A 20,466-nucleotide genomic window follows, 5' to 3' on the forward strand; every position below is an offset into this window, starting at 1 on the left:
ATGGAAACCAAAGCCAACTACGTGCTGATCGGCGCGTTCACCCTGATCACCGGCCTGGCCCTGCTGGCCTTCGGCCTGTGGGCCGCCAAGTACTCCTCCGACCGCACCTGGCAGGAATACCGCGTAGTGTTCCGCGAGGCGGTGACCGGCCTGTCGGTGGGCAGCCCGGTGCAGTACAACGGCATCGCGGTGGGTTCGATCATCGAACTGAACCTGGTGCCGGACGACCCGCGCCAGGTGGTCGCACGCATCCGCCTGAACTCGACCACCCCGGTCAAGACCGATACCCGTGCCAAGCTGGCGATCACCAGCCTGACCGGCCCGTCGATCATCCAGCTCAGCGGCGGCACGCCGCAGTCACCGGCACTGACCACGGTCAACAAGGACCCGGCCCCGATCATTCCGACCACGCCGTCGGCGCTGCAGAACATCACCGACGTTGCCAACCGCATCGTCGAGCGCATGGATCAGATCCTCAGCGACCGCAACGTGGCCTCGATCAACGCGACGCTGGCCAACCTGGAGACGATCAGCGGCGGCCTGGCCGACCGTGACCAGGGTACCCAGGCGCTGCTGCTCAGCGCGCGCGATGCCGCCCGCAGTCTGGACACCACGCTGAAGACCACCAACGGCACCATCGAGCGCCTGGACAGGAACCTGGTGCAGCAGCTGCCGGGCATCATCGACAAGCTGGACGGCACCCTGGCCAAGCTCGACTCGGCCGCCGGCAACGCCGATTCGATCCTTGGCGAGAACCGCGCCGCGATCAACAGCTTCGCCAATGATGGCCTCGGCCAGCTGGGCCCGACGCTGACCGAACTGCGCGGCCTGATCCGCGACCTGCGCCGGGTCAGCGACCGCCTCGAGAACAATCCCGCGCGCTACCTGCTGGGCCGCGACGCACCGAAGGAGTTCGAACCCAAATGAGCCCGATGCCCCTTCCGCGCCTGCTGCTGGCCGCTTCGCTGGTCACCCTGCTGGGCGGCTGCTCCGTCCTTGGCAGCAGCGAGAAAACCGCAGTGACGCTGTACTCGCCCGCCGTGCAGGTGAAGGCCGATCCGGCGTGGCCGCAGGCCAGCTGGCAGCTGGTACTGGCCAAGCCCAGCGCCGCACGCATGGTCGACAGCCCGCGCATCAATGTGCGGCCGACCCCGTCGCAGCTGGAGATCTACAAGGGCGCCAGCTGGGCCCAGCCGGCCACCGACATGATCGAGGACACCCTGCTGCGCGGCTTTGAGGATTCCGGACGCATCCACGGCGTCGCCCGCAGCACCGCCGGCATCCGCGCCGACTACAAGCTGTCCACCGACGTGCGCCGCTTCGAGTCGGACTACCAGGGCCAGGCCACGCCGACCGTGGTGATCGAGGTCAACGCCAAGCTGATCCACGTCGCCGACCAGCGCGTGGTCGCCGACCGTACCTTCCGCCAGGCACAGCCGGTCGGCAGTACCGACGTGCCGGCGGTGACCGCCGCGTTCGAGCGCGGCCTGCAGCAGCTGGCGCAGGATGTGGTGGGCTGGACGCTGGTGAGCGGGCAGGCCGACCAGCCGACCGTCACGCGCTGATCGATCAGCGTGGCGCAATCCAGCGGAACGTCAGGTTGATCCGCTCGCCCTGCACGCGCGCCATCTTCGGCAACGCGTGCTGGTAATAACGCTGGGTCTGCCCGGCCATTACCAGTAGGTCGCCATGGCCGAGCAGGTACTCGGTCTTCTGCGCCGGATCATCACGCCGGCGTAGCAGGAAACGCCGTGCCGCGCCCAAGCTCAGCGAGGCGATCACCGGCGCCGGGCCCAGTTCGGGCTCGTCGTCGCTGTGCCAGCCCATGTAATCGCCACCGCCGCGATAGCGGTTCAGCAGTACGCTGTTGAAGGCATGTCCACAGAATGCCTGCAGCCGTTCGCGAAGCGGCAGCAGGGCCGGCTGCCACGGCTCAGGCAGGAAATCGGTACCCGAATAGCGATAGCGCGCCTCGGCATCCCCCATCCAGCAGCTCAGGCGGGGCGAATCGACGATACGGCCGAACATTCGGATGCGATGCACCTGCCAGGGGATACGTTGCTCCAGTTGCTGCTGCATAAGGTCCGCCTGGTCCGCGGCCAGCCAGCCCCGATGCCAGTGGATGTCGGCGTCGTCCAGTGGGAAATGCATACCAGCACGCTAGCACACCCCCTCCGCGGCCAGCGACTATGATGGTCGACCGCATTCCTGCGCGCCGCCTGACGATGATGACGATGAAGCACTCCTGGTACAGCCTCAAATGGCGACTTCGCCAGGCGTCCCGCCGGCTGGCCTCGGTGATTCACAACCTGCGCCAGGTTGGCCCGGCCGCCACGCTGCGCAAGGTCAGGGCCGTGCTTCGCCCACATCCACCGGCCGCAGCATCGGTGCCCGATCAAGCAGTGCGCTCTTCCGGCGAGGCGCGCAGCACCGCCCCTGCACGTGCTGGATACGTGCTGGTGCTTGATGCCAGCGCGCCCGATCCGACCCGCGATTCCGGCTCGGTCCGGATGTGCAAGATCCTCCAGTCGATCCGCGAGCTGGGATGGCAACCGGTGTTCATGCCGGACAATGGTGTCATCAGTGCCGAAAGTCGCGCTTTCCTCGACACACTGGGCGTGGACCTGATCGGCATCGCAGGCAGCCCCCGTCTCGACCAGTGGCTGCGTGTGCACGGCCAGCAGCTGCGTGCCACCTTGCTCAGCCGCCACCATGTGGCGGCAGCCCACATCGGGCTGATCCGCGATTACGCCGTCGGCAAGGTGATCTTCGACACCGTGGACCTGCACCATGTGCGTGAGCAGCGTGCTGCGGACCTGCGCCAAGACCCGGACCTGCAGCGTCAGGCCGCACGCACGCGGCAAAGCGAGTTCGCCCTGATCAACGCCAGCGACACGACGCTGGTGGTCAGCCAGACCGAGCTGGAGATGCTGCAGGCGCAACTGCCCGGCAGCGACATCCGGCTGCTGTCCAACATCCATGACGTGCACGGCGGCAAACGCAGTTTCGGGGACACCGCTGACCTGTACTTCGTGGGGGGCTATGCCCATCAGCCCAACCAGGAAGCGCTGGAATGGCTGGTCGGCGAGATCCATCCCCGCATCCGTGCGCAGCGCCCGGAGATCGTCCTGCACCTGATCGGAGAGATTCCGGAAGACGTGGCGGCGCGCTACGCCGGCAACGGCGTCATCGTCCACGGCCACGTGGCATCACTGCAGCCCTTCCTGTCGCGTTGCAGGATCGCGCTCGCCCCGCTGCTCTCCGGTGCAGGCGTGAAAGGCAAGGTCAATGAGGCCATGAGCCACGGTGTTCCGGTGGTGGCCACGCCCATTGCTGCCGAAGGCATGTTCCTGATCGACGGTCAGAATGCACTGATCGCGGCAGATACCGAGGCGTTCAGCAACGCCGTCCTGCGCCTGTACTCGAATGAGGCGTTGTGGTCCCACATCTCCGAACAGGGCTACCACAACATCCGCGAGCACTTCTCCAGCGATGCAGCGCGCAGGAGTCTGGAAGCACTCCTGCGCGACTGATCACTCCGGCGCGAACGCCGATTCAACCTCGGGCGAACGCCACGCCGGTTTTTTCCTTCAGTTCGTCATCGCTGACACCCGGCGCCGCTTCTACCAGCACCAGACCAGCATCGGTGACGTCAAACACGGCCAGGTCGGTGATGATGCGGTCGACCACGCCGACGCCGGTCAGCGGCAGCGTGCATTCGGCCAGGATCTTGTGCTCGCCGTTCTTGGCGGTGTGCTCCATCAGCACCACCACGCGCTGCACCCCGGCCACCAGGTCCATCGCGCCGCCCATGCCCTTGACCATCTTGCCGGGCACCATCCAGTTGGCCAGGTCGCCCTTGTCGGTGACCTGCATGGCACCGAGGATGGCCAGGTTGACGTGGCCACCGCGGATCATCGCGAAGCTGTCGTGGCTGCCGAAATAGCTGGCACCGGCACGCGCGGTGACGGTCTGCTTGCCGGCATTGATCAGGTCCGCGTCGATTTCGGCTTCGGTCGGGAACGGGCCGATACCGAGCAGGCCGTTCTCCGACTGCAGCCACACGTCCACGCCTTCAGGGATGTGGTTGGCGACCAGGGTCGGCAGGCCGATGCCCAGGTTCACGTACGCTCCATCGGTCAGTTCGCGGGCGGCGCGTGCCGCCATCTCGTCACGGGTCCACGCCATGTCAGTTGCCCTCCGCGCGGATGGTGCGCTGTTCGATGCGTTTTTCAGGATGTGCGTTGTGCACGATGCGGTGCACGTAGATGCCCGGCAGGTGCACCTGGTCCGGATCGATGGCGCCAACCGGCACGATCTCCTCGACCTCGGCGATGCAGACCTTGCCGGCCATCGCACAGGCCGGGTTGAAATTCCGAGCGGTCTTGCGGAACACCAGGTTGCCGGCCCCGTCGGCCTTCCACGCCTTGACCAGCGCCACGTCGGCGCGCAGCGCGGTTTCCATCACGTAGTGCTTGCCGTCGAACTCGCGGGTTTCCTTGCCCTCGGCCACCACGGTGCCGTAGCCGGTGGCAGTGAAGAACGCCGGGATGCCTGCACCGCCGGCACGCAGGCGTTCGGCCAGGGTGCCTTGCGGGTTGAATTCCAGCTCGAGCTCGCCGGCCAGGAACTGCCGCTCGAACTCCTTGTTCTCACCCACGTAGGACGAGATCATCTTCTTGATCTGCCGGGTTTCCAGCAGTTGGCCGAGGCCGAAACCATCAACGCCGGCATTGTTGGAGATCACGGTCAGGCCCTTGGCACCACTGTCGCGCAGCGCGGCGATCAATGCCTCGGGAATGCCACACAGGCCGAAGCCGCCCACGGCCAGCGTCTGGCCATCGGCGACCACCCCTTGCAGGGCCTCCGCCGCACTGGCGAAGCGCTTGCTGCGCTTGCCGGTGGAAGTCACGTGTTCCATTTCTACAGCCCCACACGGGAAGAATGAGCGCATTCTAGCGCTACGACCGCATACGGCTGGGATGCGCCGCAGCATGACGCCACGGCGCGTTGCGCCTCAGCGCGTGCCCGGGATCTTCGCGGTGGCGCGATGTTCCAGCGCCAGCAACACCGCAAACCCCAGCAGCAGTGTCACCGGCATGCGGACACGGTCGACACTGGTGCGCAGGTGCCAGTCCAGGTCATGCGGCGTCCCCAGGTAGACCAGGAACAGCACCGCTGCGTACGCCAGCGCCGCCAGCACGGCGGCCGATGCCGCCGGAACCCGCAGCACCGGACGCCAGAGCACCGCCAGCACCAGCAGCGGCACCAGCACCCACACATCCAGCAGCAGGCGCCCGACGATCGGCTTGGCACCGCCCTCGCTGCCAAGCCGCGCCAACAGCTGCGCCTTCATGTCGCTTCCCGCCAGGTCATTGGCAACCCCTGCCTGCCCGACGGCCAGCTTCCATGCCAGCAGTGGCAGCAGGGCCACAACCGCGGCCAGGAGGATGCGCCAGCCCAGGCGACGCTCACGCAGCACGCCTTCGCCCAGCACCACGGCCGTCAACAGAGCCGCAAGCACCGCACCCTCGTTCTTCAACATCGACAGCACGGCCACCAGCAGGGTGAATGCGACCAGCTCTCGACCACCACCATGCTTCCCGGACATGCGGTGACGCACCGCTGTCGCCACGGCAGCGACGGCATAGACCGCCACCAGCGGATCCATGTAGCCGTTGATCAGCATGTCACGCCCCAGGCGCAGCAGCAGCACTGCGAACAGCACCCCGCACCAGCGCCATCGGAAACTCGGGGCAATCAGCAGCAGTGCCGGCAGCAGCAGCAGCGGTGCCACCGCCTTGGGCAGCAGTTCGTTCCAGTGCCCGGCCAAACCTGCTGCACTGGCCATCAACAACGGAGCCAGTGCGGGATAGTCGTTGTGGCTCCACGGCGCGTAATCATCCAGCTGGGCGTACAACGTGCCCTCCAGGTAGATCCGCTTGGCATGGAAGAGCCAGATCGAACGCGGGTCCCAGCCATCGGTGGGGCTTCCCAGCGCGATCAACACCAGCACCAGAACGGCCAGGACCAGAGGCGCGGTACGCAGGTCACGCACGGCTGGCAGGGCGAGCAGCGCGCTGAGCACGACCGTGCCGAATGCCACCTGCGCCGGCCAGCCCGCCAGGCCTACGGCGGCCAGGCCATAGCAGACAAGAATGGAGACCAGCATGGCCAGCGCCGCACGGCGCCCTGGTTCAGCGGCAGTCGGCAAGAACGACATCTCCGCTCCTCCCCTGGACGTGGCACTGGTCAACCAGCGGATCACCGGCCCTCAGCAGGCGCTGTGGGGTATCGGTATCGCTGAACCGGACCGGATACAGCGCCTCCCACATGCGTTGCTGGATCAAGGGATCGTCCTTCAGCCCCTGCCCGAGCGAAAGCAGCGAAGGCGCGATCGGCTGCGCGCGCACCAGATCACGTGCATCCACCACCTCACGTGGTACGGATGCGTCGAATCCCGCGTCCTCAGCGAAGGCCTGGCGCAGCAGCGACGTCTGATAGTCCGATCGCTTGGCGACCGATACGAGGGAAGCGCCCAACAGCAGCACCAGGATCCCGGCAATCGCCAGATCCCGGCGCGTAGTGCGCAGGGGGGAAGAGGTGGGGGTCATGTCATCCATGAAACGTTTCAAGGAACCAACGGAAAAACCAATGCGCCAGCAGCACCCAGGCTATTGGCAACGGTAGTCGGACGGCATCCGGCTGTCGCGGAAAGGATCAGTGAGCGCATCGGTGTACTGCCCCATCAGCAGGCGGTGGGTCGGCAGCAGGTTCTGCCGGTAGAAGCGGCCGAACGATGCGAGGCGCTCGCCGCGCGCGGTCAACCGCACACAACCATCATGGATCTGCACGGTTCCGGACTGCAGCTGCTCGGTCAGGCGCACTTCCACCAGGTGATGCTCGCGGACGTACTCTTCAGTGAACACCTGGCGGAACGCGTCTTCGCGTATCCCACCGCCACGCTGTTGCAGTTTCTCCAGGATGTAGAAGGACAGCGAGCGGTCGATGACGGTCGGGACCGAGATCGCGAACACGTAGCCTCCCAGCAACCAGATGGCGGCCAGCTGGATCAGCTCGAGGCGGCTGAAATCCCTGAACCACTTCAATGCATACAGGCCCGCAAACACCACCACCACTGCGATCACCGCGTCGAGGATGCTGGCATACAGCACCACGTTCACGCGGAACTGGCGCATGTGGACGTAGTAGACCAGCAGCAGGGCGGCAATGAATGCAAGGGTTGCCAGCGCGGCACGCAGATATTTGTTCATTTGAACACCAGGAACTTGTTGGCGACGAAGCTGACGGCCATCTGCATTCCGGTCGCCAGCACGAACCCTGCGCGGTAGTCCAGGCCCCATCGATCGGCCCAGACGTACATCACCAGCGCATGCAGGACGGCGATCGCGGCGTAGATCAGCAGGAACAGCGAGCCCTGCCGCGCCAGGCTGCCCTGCCTGCCATGGAAAACGAAGTAGCGGCTGCCGAGGAACGACACAGTGATGCCAAAGACCGCTGCAATCGCGTTGGCCATCGCGGCCAGCGGGACGTGCAGCACCTCGATGTTGAAGTGCAGCACTCCATAGTGCACCGCGGTGGCGACCAGGCCATTGATCACGTAGCGGACGGCCTGTCCGCCCAGCGCATCCTTAGCCACTGCGACGGCCGGCATGCAGGACCTCGTCAACGAATTCGCGATAGCTGCCCACGCTCATGACGCCACCGCCGCGCATCATCCCCGACAACATCAGGATGATCAGCGTCAGTGCCGCGGTCTGCAGGAACACCAGCACCAGGATGCCGAATGCCAGCGAGAACCAGCCCTGCGATGCAAAGCCCAGCATCTTCAGCCCGGTGGCAACGATCCCGCCGATGATCGACAGTGCCGCCACCATGGTGCAGGCGATGCCCACGCGTACCAGTACATCCTCGGCAAACACCATCAGTGCACGGAATCCGTGCAGGGCCAGGCCGACGAAGTTCATCTTGCTGCGGCCGGCATAGCGCGGACCACGATCCAGCGCACAGGTCTGCACGCGCAGCTTCGAGCCCAGCACGCAGGCGGCAACGTGGATCCACAGCTCCTGCATCGATGCCAACCGGCGCACCGCCGGCATCTTCGCCGCCATGAAGTTGCCGAAGCTGATCTGGCGCCCGCTGAGCAGCGAGAACAGCAGCTTGTAGACGATGTAGAACGACTTGAACTTCAGCGATTCGACCCGGCTGCGACGGCTGGCCACCACCACGTCGACATCGGCCGAATCCAGGCCAGCCACCAGCTCGGTGATGCTCTCCGGCGTATCCTCGCCATCGGAATCCATCACCACGACAATGTCATTGCCATCGAAGTGCTCGGCCACATAGCCCAGGCCGATGGCGATCGCACGCTGATGCCCGACATTGCGACGCAGGCGGATCACCACGCCCTCCAGCCCCGAAGCCTCAATGGCGCTGATCGGCAGTGGCTGCCGCACCGAGCCGTCGTCCACGGCCACCACATAGGTGTCCGGACCCTGGGTGCGGGCGAGCTCTACGAACAACTTCGAGGAGGCTTCCAGGTCCTCGTAGACCGGCATCACCACGATCTTTCGCATCGTCGCCACCTCAGGCCTGCAAGCGATGGCGGAAGTAGGCGATGGTCTCCTTCAGGCCGTCCTCCAGGCCGATCTTGGGCTCCCAGCCCAGATCTGCTTTGGCCAGGCTGATATCCGGCTGGCGTTGGCGTGGATCATCCGAGGGCAGCGGGCGGAACTCGATCTTCGACGCGCCGCCGACCAGACGGAGCACGGTCTCGGCCAGTTCCAGCATGGTGTACTCGGACGGATTGCCGATATTGATCGGACCAGTGAGGTCAGCCGGCGAGTCCATCAGCCGCAACATGCCTTCGATCAGGTCATCGACATAGCAGAAGCTGCGCGTCTGGCTGCCATCGCCATAGATGGTGATCGGCTCGCCCTTCAGCGCCTGCACGATGAAGTTGCTGACCACCCGGCCGTCATTGGGATGCATGCGCGGGCCATACGTGTTGAAGATGCGCATGACCTTGATTTCCAGCTGATGCTGGCGCCAGTAGTCGAAGAACAGCGTTTCGGCGCAACGCTTGCCCTCGTCATAGCAGCTGCGGATGCCGATCGGGTTGACCCGGCCCCAGTAGCCTTCCACCTGCGGGTGGATTTCCGGATCGCCATACACCTCGCTGGTGCTGGCCTGCAGGATGCGCGCGCGCAGGCGCTTGGCCAGGCCGAGCATGTTGATCGCGCCATGCACGCTGGTCTTGGTGGTCTGCACCGGGTCCTGCTGGTAGTGGATCGGTGACGCCGGGCAGGCCAGGTTGAAGATCCGGTCCACTTCCACATAGAGCGGGAACGTCACGTCATGGCGCATGAGCTCGAACCGTGGGTGGCCCAGCAGCCCATCCACGTTCGCCTTGCTGCCGGTGTAGAAGTTGTCCACGCAGAGGACGTCATGGCCGCCCGCGATGAGCCGATCGCACAGATGCGACCCGAGGAAGCCCGCGCCACCGGTCACCAGCACGCGTTTCTGATCGTGAGTGAATTTCAAAGCAAACCTCGATCCTTCTGGAACAGCAGGCCAATCGGCGATGGCCACGCGGGCCATGTCCTCGGTCGTCAGCGCGCAATTGTATGCGAACTGCCTGCTGGCCATGGTCCATTGACGGGGAATCGGCCGGCCCCCTCCCAAGTCAACGCTGCTGGCCGGGCGCCCCTGGCTCACCGGCCGTTTGCAGACCCTCCCGCTATAATCAGGCTTCTCTATCCGGATGGACTGCTTCGATGCCCCTGCCCGCTTTCAAGGCCTACGATATCCGCGGCCGTGTGCCGGAAGAACTGAACGAGGACCTGGCCCGCCGCATCGGCGTCGCCCTGGCCGCACAGCTCGCTCCAGGCCCGGTGGTCCTCGGACATGATGTGCGCCTTACCAGTCCGGCACTGCAGGATGCGCTGGCCGCAGGCCTGCGTGGGACCGGCCGTGAGGTGATCGACATCGGCCTGTGCGGCACCGAAGAGGTCTACTTCCAGACCGATCACCTCGGCGCGGCCGGCGGCGTGATGGTGACCGCCAGCCACAACCCGATGGACTACAACGGCATGAAGCTGGTGAAGGAGAACGCGCGGCCGATCAGTTCGGATACCGGCCTGTTCGCGATTTCCGACGCGGTCGCCGCCGATACCTCCGAGGCCCAGCCGCCGCGTGCCGGGCAGACCGCCCAGCATGACAAGCACGCCTACATCCAGCATCTGCTGAGCTACGTCGATGCCAGCAAACTGAAGCCGCTGAAGCTGGTGGTCAATGCCGGCAATGGCGGCGCCGGCGCCATCGTCGACCTGCTGGCACCGCACCTGCCGTTCGAGTTCATCCGCATCTGCCACGAGCCGGACGGCAGCTTCCCTAACGGCATTCCCAACCCGCTGCTGCCGGAGAACCGCGCCGCCACCGCCGACGCGGTGCGCGAACACGGTGCCGACTTCGGCATCGCCTGGGACGGTGACTTCGACCGTTGCTTCTTCTTCGACCACAGCGGCCGCTTCATCGAGGGCTACTACCTGGTCGGCCTGCTGGCCAAGGCGATCCTGGCGCGCCATCCCGGCGGCAAGATCGTGCATGACCCACGCCTGGTCTGGAACACGGTGGACATGGTCGAGCAGGCCGGCGGTGTCGCGGTGCAGTGCAAGAGCGGCCATGCCTTCATCAAGGAAAAGATGCGTGCCGAAGACGCGGTGTACGGCGGCGAGATGAGCGCACACCACTATTTCCGCGAGTTCGCCTATGCCGACTCGGGCATGATTCCGTGGCTGCTGATCGCCCAGCTGGTTTCCGAGAGCGGCCGTTCGCTGGCCGACTGGGTGGAAGACCGCATGGCAGCCTACCCGTGCAGCGGCGAGATCAACTTCAAGGTGGCCGATGCCAAGGCCGCCGTTGCGCGCGTGATGGAACACTTCGCCGCGCAGTCGCCCGCGCTGGACCACACCGATGGCATCAGTGCCGACTTCGGCAACTGGCGCTTCAACCTGCGCAGTTCCAACACCGAGCCGCTGCTGCGCCTGAACGTCGAAGCGCGTGGTGACGCCGCACTGATGCAGGCGCGTACCGACGAAATCTCCCGTCTGATCCAGCAGTAACCGAGGCCCGCATGAGCAGCATCCAGCCCGTCATCCTGTCCGGTGGATCCGGCACCCGCCTGTGGCCGCTTTCGCGCGAGGCGTACCCGAAGCAGTTCCTGCCGCTGGCGGGCGAGCTGACGATGCTGCAGGCCACCTGGCAGCGCGTCGCCCCGCTTGCGGCGCGTGGCCCGCTGGTGATCGCCAACGAAGAGCACCGTTTCGTCGCTGCCGAGCAGCTGCAGCAGGTCGGGGCCGAGCCGGCCGCGATCATCCTGGAACCAGTGGGCCGCAACACTGCACCGGCGATTGCCGTGGCCGCGCTGGAGGCCACCCGTGACGGTGCCGACGCGCTGCTGCTGGTGCTGCCCTCCGACCATGTAATCACTGATGAAGCGGCCTTCCGCAGTGCAGTGCAGGCCGCAGCAAGCGCCGCCGAGGCCGGCAAGCTGGTCACCTTCGGCATCGTGCCGACCGGCCCGGAAACCGGCTACGGCTACATCAAGGCTGCCGACGGCCAGGGCCTGCGTGCCGTCGAACGCTTCGTCGAAAAGCCCGACCTGGAGACCGCCACGGGTTACGTCGCCAGTGGCCAGTACTACTGGAACAGCGGCATGTTCCTGTTCAAGGCCTCGCGCTACCTGCAGGAACTGGAGTGCTTCCAGCCGGCGATGCTGGCCGGCAGCCGCCAGGCCTGGCAGCAGGCTCGCCGCGATGCGGACTTCACCCGCCTGGACAAGGATGCCTTCACCGCCGTGCCCTCGGACTCGATCGACTACGCGGTGATGGAAAAGACCGCCGACGCGGTGGTGATCCCGCTCGATGCCGGCTGGAACGATGTCGGCTCGTGGACCGCACTGCGCGATGTCTCGCAGCAGGATGGCGACGGCAATGCCCACCAGGGTGATGTGATCGCCATCGATTGCCGCAACACCTATGCCTATGCCCAGCGCCTGGTCGCACTGGTCGGGCTGGATGATGTGATCGTGGTCGAGACCGACGATGCGGTGCTGGTCGGCAAGGCTGACCGCATGCAGGAGGTCAAGACCGTGGTGGCCAAGCTGAAGGCCGAAGGCCGCAGCGAGGCGACCTGGCACCGCAAGGTGTACCGCCCCTGGGGAGCCTACGACTCGATCGACAACGGTGAGCGCTTCCAGGTCAAGCGGATCACGGTCAAGCCCGGCGGCACGCTCAGCCTGCAGATGCATCACCACCGCGCCGAACACTGGATCGTGGTCAGCGGCACCGCCGAGGTGACCCGCGGCAACGAGGTGATCCTGCTCAGCGAGAACCAGAGCACCTACATCCCGCTGGGCGTGACGCATCGCCTGCGCAATCCCGGCAAGCTGCCACTGGAACTGATCGAAGTGCAGTCGGGCAGCTACCTGGGCGAGGATGACATCGTGCGGTTCGAGGATACGTACGGGCGCAGTTGAGGCATCAACGCCTGCGCCCCACGGTAGCGCCGGCCCATGGCCGGCGAGCGCAGCGGCTTGCAAGCATCCGCCGGGCGTGGCCCGGCGCTACCCTTATCGGGCAATCTCTGCCATCACCCGCTTCAGGCCGTCCTGCCATGCCGGCAGCACGATGCCGAAATCCTGCTGCAGTTTGCGGTTGTCCAGCACCGACCAGGCTGGGCGCTTGGCCGGGGTCGGATACCCCGAACTGGAAATCGCCTCGACGGTCGGCACCTTGACCAGCGCGCCAGTGGCCAACGCATCGGCGAAGATCGCCTCGGCAAAGCCGTGCCAGCTGGTCTGGCCACTGGCGGTCAGATGCCAGGTGCCGGACAGACGGCCCGGGTGCTGCAATGCCTGCGCGGTCACATCGGCAATCAGCGCGGCCGGCGTGGGCGTACCGATCTGGTCGGCCACCACCCGCAACACATCGTGCTCGGCGCCCACGCGCAGCATGGTGCGCAGGAAGTTCGCGCCATGCGAGGCATAGACCCAGGCCGTGCGGAAGATCAGGTGGCGACCACCGGCCGCGCGTACGGCCTCCTCGCCATCGCGCTTGCTGGTGCCATATACACCCAGCGGTGCGGTCGGTTCGTCCTCGCGGTAGGGCGCGCTGCCTTGGCCATCGAACACGTAGTCGGTGGAGTAATGCACGAATGGCACGCCATGCGCGGCACACCAGCGCGCGATCATCCCCGGCGCCTGCGCATTGGCCGCAAAGGCCGCGTCGACCTCCTGTTCGGCACGATCGACGGCCGTGTAGGCCGCGGCGTTGACCACGATCGACGGCTGCAGCCGGTCCAGCAGGGCCGGCAGGCTTTCAGGCTGGCCGAAATCGGCGGTTTCGCAGGCGCTGCCATCCGGCAGAGCACCGCTGCGGGTGGTCGCGACCACCTTGCCCAGCGGTGCCAGCGCGCGCAGCAGCTCCTGGCCGACCTGGCCGTTGCCACCGAAGACCAGAACGGTCATGGCACGTAGACCGGCAGGCGGTCTTCGGCGATGTCCTTCAGGAAGGGGGCATTCTCGTCCTTGGCCGACAACGTCGGCACACTGATCGGCCAGTCCACGGCGATATCGGCATCGCTCCAGCGCACGCCGGCATCGAAGTCCTTCAGGTAGACCTCGGTGCACAGATAGCTGAACACCGCGCGCTCGGACAGTACGGCAAAGCCGTGGGCGAAGCCTTCCGGAATCCAGAACTGCTTCTTGTTCTCCGCGCTCAGCACCACCGCTTCCCACTGGCCGAAGGTCGGCGAGCCGCGACGGATGTCGACGGCCACGTCATAGACCTCGCCTTCCAGCACGCTGACCAGCTTGCCCTGCGGGCGCGGCCACTGGTAATGCAGCCCGCGCAGGACACCCTTGGCCGAGGTCGAGACGTTGCTCTGCACGAAGCGATCCGGCAGGCCCAGTGCGGCAAAGCGCTCGGCGTTCCAGGTTTCGAAGAAATAGCCGCGGGCATCGCCGAACACCGCCGGCTCGATCACCACGCAGCCGGGCAACCTGGTTTCAATCACTTTCACGGAACAACTCCACGCAATGCGAGCTTGTGCAGATACTGGCCGTAGCCATTCTTGATCAGCGGCGCGGCCAGTGCTTCCAGCTGTTCGGCGGTGATCCAACCCTGGCCGAATGCGATTTCTTCCGGGCAGCAGACCTGCAGGCCCTGCCGGGTCTGGATGGTCTCGATGAAGTTGGAGGCTTCCAGCAGCGACTGGTGGGTGCCGGTATCGAGCCAGGCATAACCGCGGCCCAGTGGCTCGAGGTGCAGCAGGCCCTGCTCCAGATACCTGCGGTTGAGATCGGTGATCTCCAGCTCGCCGCGGGCCGAGGGCTTCAGCTCGGCGGCGTAGTCACAGGCATGCGCATCGTAGAAGTACAGGCCGGTCACCGCGTAGTTCGAGCGCGGGTTGAGCGGCTTCTCGACAAGCCCGACCACCTTGCCACTGGCGTCGAACTCGGCCACGCCATAGCGCTCGGGGTCGTTGACCCAGTAGCCAAACACCGTGGCCCCCTGGTCACGTGCGTCGGCGCGGCGCAGCATTTCGCTCAGCCCATGGCCGTGGAAGATGTTGTCCCCCAGCACCAGGCAGCTCGGCTTGCCAGCAACGAAATCGCGACCGATCAGATAGGCCTGGGCCAGGCCATCGGGGCTGGGCTGCACGGCGTACTGGATGTCCATGCCCCACTGCGAACCGTCGCCCAGCAGCTGCCGGAACAGCGTCTGCTCGTGCGGGGTATTGATGATGAGCACTTCACGGATGCCCGCCAGCATCAGCACGCTGAGCGGGTAGTAGATCATCGGCTTGTCATACACCGGCAGCAGCTGCTTGCTGACACCCTGGGTAATCGGGTACAGCCGGGTGCCGGAGCCACCGGCGAGGATGATGCCCTTGCGCTGGGTCATGTCGTCTCCTGGCCTCAGGCGGCGGTGCCGATGCGCTGCAGGCGATAGCTGCCATCAAGCACGCTGTTGACCCACGCCTGGTTGTCCAGGTACCAGTCCACGGTGCGGCTGATGCCCTGCTCGAAGGTATAGGCCGGCTCCCAGCCCAGTTCGTTCTTCAGCTTGGAGGCATCGATCGCATAGCGGCGGTCATGTCCGGGGCGGTCGGTGACGTAGGTGATCTGGCTGCTTCGCGGCTGGCCATCCGCGCGCGGGCGGCGCTGGTCCAGCAGTGCGCAGATGGCCTGTACCACTTCGATGTTCTGCTTTTCCGAGTTGCCGCCCACGTTGTAGGTCTCGCCGACCTGGCCCTTGGCCAGCACGGTGCGGATCGCTTCACAGTGGTCGGACACGAACAGCCAGTCACGCACCTGCTTGCCATCGCCATACACCGGCAGCGGTTCGCCGGCCAGCGCCTTGGCGATCACCAGCGGGATCAGCTTCTCGGGGAAGTGGTACGGGCCGTAGTTGTTGGAGCAATGGGTGGTCAGCACCGGCAGCCCGTAGGTGTGGTGGAAGGCGCGGACCAAGTGGTCCGAAGCCGCCTTCGACGCCGAGTACGGCGAATTCGGGGCGTACTGGGTGGTTTCGCTGAACGAGCCGCTCTCACCCAGGCTGCCATATACCTCGTCGGTGGACACGTGCAGGAAGCGGAACGCCGCTGCCTGCGCGGGCGGCAGCGCCTTCCAGTGGTCGCGCACCGCTTCCAGCAGGCCCAGCGTGCCGACTACGTTGGTCTGGATGAACGCGCCCGGACCGTCGATGGAACGGTCGACATGGCTCTCCGCAGCGAAGTTCAGCACGGCGTCCGGCTGGTGCTCGGCCAGCAGCCGGGCGACCAGCGCGCGGTCACCGATATCCCCCTGCACGAACACATGGCCGGGATGACCGTCCAGGCTAGACAGGGTCTTCAGGTTGCCGGCGTAGGACAGGATATCGAGGTTGACGATCTTCACGCCTCGGGCAACCGCCTCAAGGACGAAATTGCCGCCAATGAAACCGGCACCGCCGGTGACGAGCCAGGTAGGCACCATCCACTCTCCAGTTCAGGGGACGCGCGCGTCCGGACCCGGCAGCGCTTTCAGGACGTAGAGGATACCTTTCCTGTGTCAACGGAAGGATGACCTGTCGCTGTCCGGCAGACATTCCTGTAATCGCGGTACGGTGCCGCAAGCAGCCAGAGCATTGCAGGCAGCATGGGAATCAGGTATCGACCCTGCCCCTCGAACACGGCGATCGACAGCCATCCCAGCCCCAGCATGCCAAGCGCCAACAGCGTCGCCAAAGACAGCTGTCGCAGCTGAAGCCCGGCCCTGACCGCTCCCATGGCGGCTAGCAGGACAAGCAGTACATCAAGCAACCCAACGACCCATCCGAGCCAGGCGGGAGCTCCCTCGACGTCGATGAACGGCCAGTACAGGAGGGTGGCCGGATCCATGCTGGCCTTTATCCTCATCGCGGCCAAGCGCAGGACCGATTGCGGATGCTCACTCATCCAGTCCAGAGCAATCGACCTGGCTACGCCATCGGCAGCGGGAGTCCACTGAAGGAACTTGGCATCCTCATCCCCTCCGGCGAGGAAGGCGGGGGCCAGATCAGCTTCCTGCTGGAAGCGCTTCAGGTCCTGAGCCGACAACGGCACTCGACTCAACGGCATCCAACCGCCTGTCTGGTTATCAGCATTGTTGTTGACCAACAGGGTATAGCCGCTATTGGCACTGACAGGAATCGCATGATCAAACAGTGCTTCGTTGCGCAGCGTCCAAGGCAACAGGACTGCGCCAAATGCGAGCAACATCACCAGGCAACTGCGCACCCGGGGCAGATCGAACCTGCCCAGCAGCAAGCAGAAGACAACGCCAATGGGCAACGGCAGCAGTTGCGGCCGGTTCAATGCGATCAGGGCCAGCACAACGCCCAGAATACCGGACACAGGCATCCACATCGGCAGGCAAGCCAGGGCAAAGGCCAATACCGCAAGGAACACGGCCAGCGTTTCCGTGCCCAGCCCCCCGGTGTAGGCAATCAAGGCCGGATGAAAGGCGAGCAGTGCAAGACTGGCAAATTGCCAGGATCGGCGCATGCCACTTCGCGAACTTGCGAAGGCCCACAGCAGCAGCGTCGCCGATCCGAGCAGGAGATTCAGCGCCTTGCCAGCCGCCACATGGGCACCAAAAGCCGAGAACCATGCACCCAGCGCCGCCGGATAGAGCGGCGGCTGGCCAATGAAGGGAGTGCCAGCGACCTGGAGGCCCTGCCCGTTCGCCAGGTTGGTTGCCACTTCGACGTAGCGCGCAAAGTCGGAAACAGGGGGAATCGGCACCGAGGCTACGAATGCGACCCGCAGCAGGATGCCTGCGACGCAGATCAACAGCAGGCCGGTAAGCGCAGACGAACGGGGGTGCGAGGGCATTTGGGAATCGGGTCAAAGACCGCAACGTGGCAATGAAAAGGCGGTGCTGACCAGCATTCGCCGTAGCGCGATCATGTCGAATACGACACCAGCGGCTATACTTCGCTCCGGATTCAGGTGGACCTCACCAACCCTGAAGCATACACGGAACCCGGCAGGCAACGAATGCAAGAAACTGATCACGCGCTCTGCGTAGACCTGGATGGCACCCTGCTGCGATCGGATCTGCTGTACGAATCCCTGCTGACCCTGCTGGCCAGCAATCCCTTGTACGTATTCCTGCTGCCGCTGTGGCTGCTGCGCGGCAAGGCCGCACTGAAGCGGGAGATTGCCTCGCGGGTCACGCTGCCGGTTGAGTTCCTGCCCTACGACGAACGCGTGCTGGAGCTGCTGAAGACGACAGAACAGAGGCCCCGCGTGCTCTGCTCAGCGTCGGACAGCGGCCTGGTCAACGCTATCGCCGCCCATCTGGGTGTATTCGATGAAGTCATGGCCAGCGATGGCCAGCGCAACCTTGCCGGCCATCACAAGGCCGACGCGCTCAATGCACGCTTCGGCGCGGGCCATTACGACTACATGGGCAATGCCAGCGTAGACCTGCAGGTCTGGAAACATGCCGGAGGCGCCTACGTGGTCAACGCCGGCGCCGGGCTCGCCGCCAGCGCGGCCCGGCAGACTGCGGTGCATGCCCATTGGCCGGCCCGTGGCGGTGGCCTCCGCACCTGGATCAAGGCACTGCGCATCTATCAGTGGGCCAAGAACCTGCTGGTCCTGGTTCCGCTGCTGACCGCCCATCGCTTCTTTGATCTACCCGCAGTGCTGGATGCGGCCACCGCATTCATTGCGTTCGGACTGTGCGCATCGGGTGTGTACCTGCTCAATGACCTGCTGGACCTGGCCCCGGACCGGCAGCATGCGCGCAAGCGCAAGCGCCCGTTCGCCGCCGGTAACCTGCCGCTGCTGCACGGCCTGCTGGCAGCGCCGTTGCTGACCCTGGTCGGGTTCGCGCTGGCCCTGTGGACCAGCCCGGCCTTCGCGCTGGTGCTGGTCGGCTACTACGTCATGACCCTGGCCTATTCGTTCGTACTCAAGCGCATGGTCATGATCGACGTTGTCGTGCTTGCGGCCCTGTACACGGTGCGCATCATCGGTGGTGCTGTCGCGATCGATGTGGAACTGTCGTTCTGGCTGCTCGCCTTCTCGATGTTCATCTTCCTGAGTCTGGCCCTGCTCAAGCGCTATACCGAGCTGGAGGCAGTGATATCGGCCGGCAAGACCAAGGCCAGCGGCCGTGGCTACGCCGTCGGCGATCTGCCGCTGATCCAGTCGTTCGGCGCCGCCGCCGGCTACATCGGCGTACTGGTGTTCGCGCTGTACATCAACAGCCCGGAGAGCCTGGCCCTCTATCAGCAGCCGAAGATCCTGTGGCTGCTGTGCCCGGTTCTGCTGTACTGGATCAGCCGTGCCTGGATCATCGCCCACCGCGGCAACATGCACGACGATCCGATCGTGTTCGCTGCGCGCGACCGCGTGAGCCAGGCAATCGCCCTGCTCGCGCTGGCCATCGTCGGCTGCGCAACATTCCAGTGGTAGCCGCCGGCTACTCCCTTCCTGCCAGAATCCCTGGAATCACATGTATACCGCCTTCATTCCGCTGATCCTGTTTTCCGTCGCTCTGAACGCCAGTGCCCAGCTGTTCCTGCGCCAGGGCATGCCCCAGGTCGCGCTGGTGACCTCGGACGGCTTCCTGCCGCTGCTCGCCAGTGGCGTTCGCGTGGTCTTCAATCCCTGGGTGTTCGCGGGCCTGTCCTGCTACGCGGTCAGCATCGTGCTGTGGATGTACGTGCTGTCCAAGGTCCAGGTGAGCTTCGCTTACCCGTTCCTGAGTGTCGGCTACGTCATCGTCGTTGCTGCCGCCTATTTCTGGTTCCGCGAACCGGTGAGCATCATGAAGCTCGCGGGGGTCGCACTGATCTGCGTCGGTGTCGTTCTCGTCGCGAAGGGAGGTTGAACAATGGCCCGTCACATCGTCATTGGTGGCAGTGGTTTCACCGGCACCTACCTGGTGCGTTCGCTGCTGTCGCAGAACCAGCAGGTTACGATCATCGACATCGCCGTCCTTCCCACCGAGTTCTCGGGACGAGTGGACTATCACTGCATCGACATCGTGGTCCCCGGTGCGCTGCAGCAGGTGGCCCTGGCCGAGGGCGATATCGTCTATCACCTGGCGGCGCGCCAGTTCCACAACGACGTGCCACACCACAACCAGGATGCGTGGTTCGCCGAAGTCAATGTTGGCGGCACCGCCAACGTGCTCGAATGGATGTCGCAGCTGGCGACGCCACGGCTGGTCTATACCAGCACGGACATGGTCTACGGCCTGCCGCAGAAGCTGCCGGTCCCGCCGGATCACGCCAAGAATCCGCTGGGGCCCTACGGGCGCAGCAAGGCGGCGTCCGAACAGCTGTGCGAACAGGCCCGTGGCCGCGGTTTCAGGATCACCATCCTTCGCCCGAGAATGATCGTCGGCCCGGGTCGATTCGGCATCCTGACCAAGCTGTTCAAGCTGATGGACCTGAATCTCCCCATCCCGACCATCGGCAGCGGCCGAAACCGCTACCAGATGATCGCCGTGGAAGATGTCGTCAACGCCATCCAGCTGTCGGTGGCGCACGATCTGCCCGCCGTCGCTCTGAGCCTGGGCTCGGGCCCGGCTCCGGTGGTGCGCGAGCTGCTGCGCAACACGATCCGGCGCATTGGTTCGCATTCCATGGTCATTCCGGTGCCTGCCGGTCCGCTCAAGCTGACGCTCTCGCTGTTGGAGAAGCTGGGCAAGCCGCTGCTGCACCGCGAGCAGTACCAGATCGCCGACATCAACTACGTGGTCGATATCGCACCGACCGAATCCACGCTGCAGTGGGCGCCGACCAAGAATGACGAAGACATGCTGGTGGCGGCCTACGAGCACTACAGCAAGTCCCGCTGATCCCGAAAATACTTCGGCCCCGGCCCTGGATTCTTCGACAT

22 protein-coding genes are annotated in these 20,466 nt (G+C 65.1%); 8 read left to right on the plus strand and 14 right to left on the minus strand.

Translation table 11 applies throughout. The annotated features are described in order from the left end of the window. Both AC5P5R_RS05310 and AC5P5R_RS05315 read left to right on the plus strand, forming a co-directional pair. Positions 1-927, plus strand: a complete 927-nt coding sequence (locus tag AC5P5R_RS05310) for an MlaD family protein (protein WP_005408000.1) — start codon at positions 1-3, stop codon at positions 925-927. Then, entirely contained in the window at positions 924-1,565 is a 642-nt protein-coding gene (locus tag AC5P5R_RS05315; protein ID WP_100438860.1) for an ABC-type transport auxiliary lipoprotein family protein, read from the plus strand. The genes AC5P5R_RS05310 and AC5P5R_RS05315 overlap by 4 nt, the downstream gene beginning before the upstream one ends. Positions 1,566-1,569: 4 nt before the next feature. On the opposite strand, the gene AC5P5R_RS05320 is transcribed toward AC5P5R_RS05315, so the two are convergent. Further along, a complete protein-coding gene (locus tag AC5P5R_RS05320; RefSeq protein ID WP_100438859.1) occupies positions 1,570-2,151 on the minus strand; it encodes an alpha-ketoglutarate-dependent dioxygenase AlkB family protein in 582 nt (193 codons plus the stop codon). A gap of 83 nt (positions 2,152-2,234) precedes the next feature. Here AC5P5R_RS05320 and AC5P5R_RS05325 point away from each other — a divergent pair, with 83 nt between their 5' ends. Further along, positions 2,235-3,533 (plus strand): glycosyltransferase, encoded by a 1,299-nt coding sequence (locus tag AC5P5R_RS05325; protein ID WP_157803283.1) that lies wholly within the window; start codon positions 2,235-2,237, stop codon positions 3,531-3,533. A gap of 22 nt (positions 3,534-3,555) precedes the next feature. Here the strand turns inward: AC5P5R_RS05325 and AC5P5R_RS05330 are convergent, their stop codons facing one another. From AC5P5R_RS05330 to AC5P5R_RS05365, 8 genes are all read right to left on the minus strand, one after another. Beyond that, a complete protein-coding gene (locus AC5P5R_RS05330) occupies positions 3,556-4,188 on the minus strand; it encodes a CoA transferase subunit B (protein ID WP_100438857.1) in 633 nt (210 codons plus the stop codon). Between the two features lies 1 nt (position 4,189). Then, entirely contained in the window at positions 4,190-4,921 is a 732-nt protein-coding gene (locus AC5P5R_RS05335; RefSeq protein WP_005407996.1) for a CoA transferase subunit A, read from the minus strand. A gap of 96 nt (positions 4,922-5,017) precedes the next feature. Continuing rightward, positions 5,018-6,223 (minus strand): hypothetical protein, encoded by a 1,206-nt coding sequence (locus AC5P5R_RS05340; RefSeq protein WP_088430847.1) that lies wholly within the window; start codon positions 6,221-6,223, stop codon positions 5,018-5,020. Further along, positions 6,198-6,623 (minus strand): hypothetical protein, encoded by a 426-nt coding sequence (locus AC5P5R_RS05345; RefSeq protein WP_088430849.1) that lies wholly within the window; start codon positions 6,621-6,623, stop codon positions 6,198-6,200. The genes AC5P5R_RS05340 and AC5P5R_RS05345 overlap by 26 nt, the downstream gene beginning before the upstream one ends. 51 nt (positions 6,624-6,674) lie before the next feature. After that, on the minus strand, positions 6,675-7,274 hold the full coding sequence (locus tag AC5P5R_RS05350; RefSeq protein ID WP_005407993.1) for a hypothetical protein: 600 nt from the start codon (positions 7,272-7,274) through the stop codon (positions 6,675-6,677). Further along, positions 7,271-7,675, minus strand: coding sequence for a GtrA family protein (locus AC5P5R_RS05355; protein WP_100438856.1), 405 nt, complete (start codon positions 7,673-7,675; stop codon positions 7,271-7,273). Before AC5P5R_RS05355 ends, AC5P5R_RS05350 begins: the two co-directional genes overlap by 4 nt. Beyond that, entirely contained in the window at positions 7,653-8,597 is a 945-nt protein-coding gene (locus tag AC5P5R_RS05360; protein ID WP_005412175.1) for a glycosyltransferase, read from the minus strand. Before AC5P5R_RS05360 ends, AC5P5R_RS05355 begins: the two co-directional genes overlap by 23 nt. A 10-nt stretch (positions 8,598-8,607) precedes the next feature. Further along, positions 8,608-9,564 carry a UDP-glucuronic acid decarboxylase family protein gene (locus tag AC5P5R_RS05365; protein WP_100438855.1) on the minus strand — a complete coding sequence of 319 codons (957 nt, stop codon included), beginning with the start codon at positions 9,562-9,564 and terminating at the stop codon, positions 8,608-8,610. 233 nt (positions 9,565-9,797) lie between these two features. Here AC5P5R_RS05365 and AC5P5R_RS05370 point away from each other — a divergent pair, with 233 nt between their 5' ends. Together AC5P5R_RS05370 and AC5P5R_RS05375 are read left to right on the plus strand one after the other, a co-directional pair. Next, the gene (locus AC5P5R_RS05370) at positions 9,798-11,144 is read left to right on the plus strand and encodes a phosphohexomutase domain-containing protein (RefSeq protein WP_012479089.1); all 1,347 of its coding nucleotides are present in this window, start codon (positions 9,798-9,800) and stop codon (positions 11,142-11,144) included. An 11-nt stretch (positions 11,145-11,155) separates the two neighbouring features. Further along, the gene (locus AC5P5R_RS05375) at positions 11,156-12,559 is read left to right on the plus strand and encodes a mannose-1-phosphate guanylyltransferase/mannose-6-phosphate isomerase (protein WP_100438854.1); all 1,404 of its coding nucleotides are present in this window, start codon (positions 11,156-11,158) and stop codon (positions 12,557-12,559) included. Between the two features lie 93 nt (positions 12,560-12,652). Here AC5P5R_RS05375 and rfbD read toward each other — a convergent pair whose 3' ends face one another. The 5 genes from rfbD to AC5P5R_RS05400 are packed head-to-tail and all read right to left on the minus strand — an operon-like array spanning position 12,653 to position 17,439. Next, a complete protein-coding gene (rfbD, locus tag AC5P5R_RS05380) occupies positions 12,653-13,549 on the minus strand; it encodes a dTDP-4-dehydrorhamnose reductase (protein WP_164281685.1) in 897 nt (298 codons plus the stop codon). Beyond that, on the minus strand, positions 13,546-14,103 hold the full coding sequence (gene rfbC / locus AC5P5R_RS05385) for a dTDP-4-dehydrorhamnose 3,5-epimerase (RefSeq protein ID WP_111722868.1): 558 nt from the start codon (positions 14,101-14,103) through the stop codon (positions 13,546-13,548). Before rfbC ends, rfbD begins: the two co-directional genes overlap by 4 nt. Beyond that, positions 14,100-14,987, minus strand: coding sequence for a glucose-1-phosphate thymidylyltransferase RfbA (rfbA, locus tag AC5P5R_RS05390; protein ID WP_100438851.1), 888 nt, complete (start codon positions 14,985-14,987; stop codon positions 14,100-14,102). Before rfbA ends, rfbC begins: the two co-directional genes overlap by 4 nt. A 14-nt stretch (positions 14,988-15,001) precedes the next feature. Next, on the minus strand, positions 15,002-16,057 hold the full coding sequence (gene rfbB, locus AC5P5R_RS05395) for a dTDP-glucose 4,6-dehydratase (protein WP_100438886.1): 1,056 nt from the start codon (positions 16,055-16,057) through the stop codon (positions 15,002-15,004). Between the two features lie 50 nt (positions 16,058-16,107). Beyond that, on the minus strand, positions 16,108-17,439 hold the full coding sequence (locus AC5P5R_RS05400) for a glycosyltransferase family protein (protein ID WP_164281684.1): 1,332 nt from the start codon (positions 17,437-17,439) through the stop codon (positions 16,108-16,110). 165 nt (positions 17,440-17,604) lie between these two features. Here AC5P5R_RS05400 and AC5P5R_RS05405 point away from each other — a divergent pair, with 165 nt between their 5' ends. The 3 genes from AC5P5R_RS05405 to AC5P5R_RS05415 are packed head-to-tail and all read left to right on the plus strand — an operon-like array spanning position 17,605 to position 20,425. Next, on the plus strand, positions 17,605-19,032 hold the full coding sequence (locus tag AC5P5R_RS05405) for a UbiA family prenyltransferase (RefSeq protein ID WP_100438849.1): 1,428 nt from the start codon (positions 17,605-17,607) through the stop codon (positions 19,030-19,032). 40 nt (positions 19,033-19,072) lie between these two features. Continuing rightward, positions 19,073-19,450, plus strand: a complete 378-nt coding sequence (locus AC5P5R_RS05410; protein ID WP_100438848.1) for an SMR family transporter — start codon at positions 19,073-19,075, stop codon at positions 19,448-19,450. Positions 19,451-19,453: 3 nt separating this feature from the next. Then, the gene (locus tag AC5P5R_RS05415; protein ID WP_111189303.1) at positions 19,454-20,425 is read left to right on the plus strand and encodes an NAD-dependent epimerase/dehydratase family protein; all 972 of its coding nucleotides are present in this window, start codon (positions 19,454-19,456) and stop codon (positions 20,423-20,425) included. Positions 20,426-20,466 lie beyond the last annotated feature (41 nt).

It is taken from the genome of Stenotrophomonas sp. YJH_SMC_19, assembly GCF_059367915.1.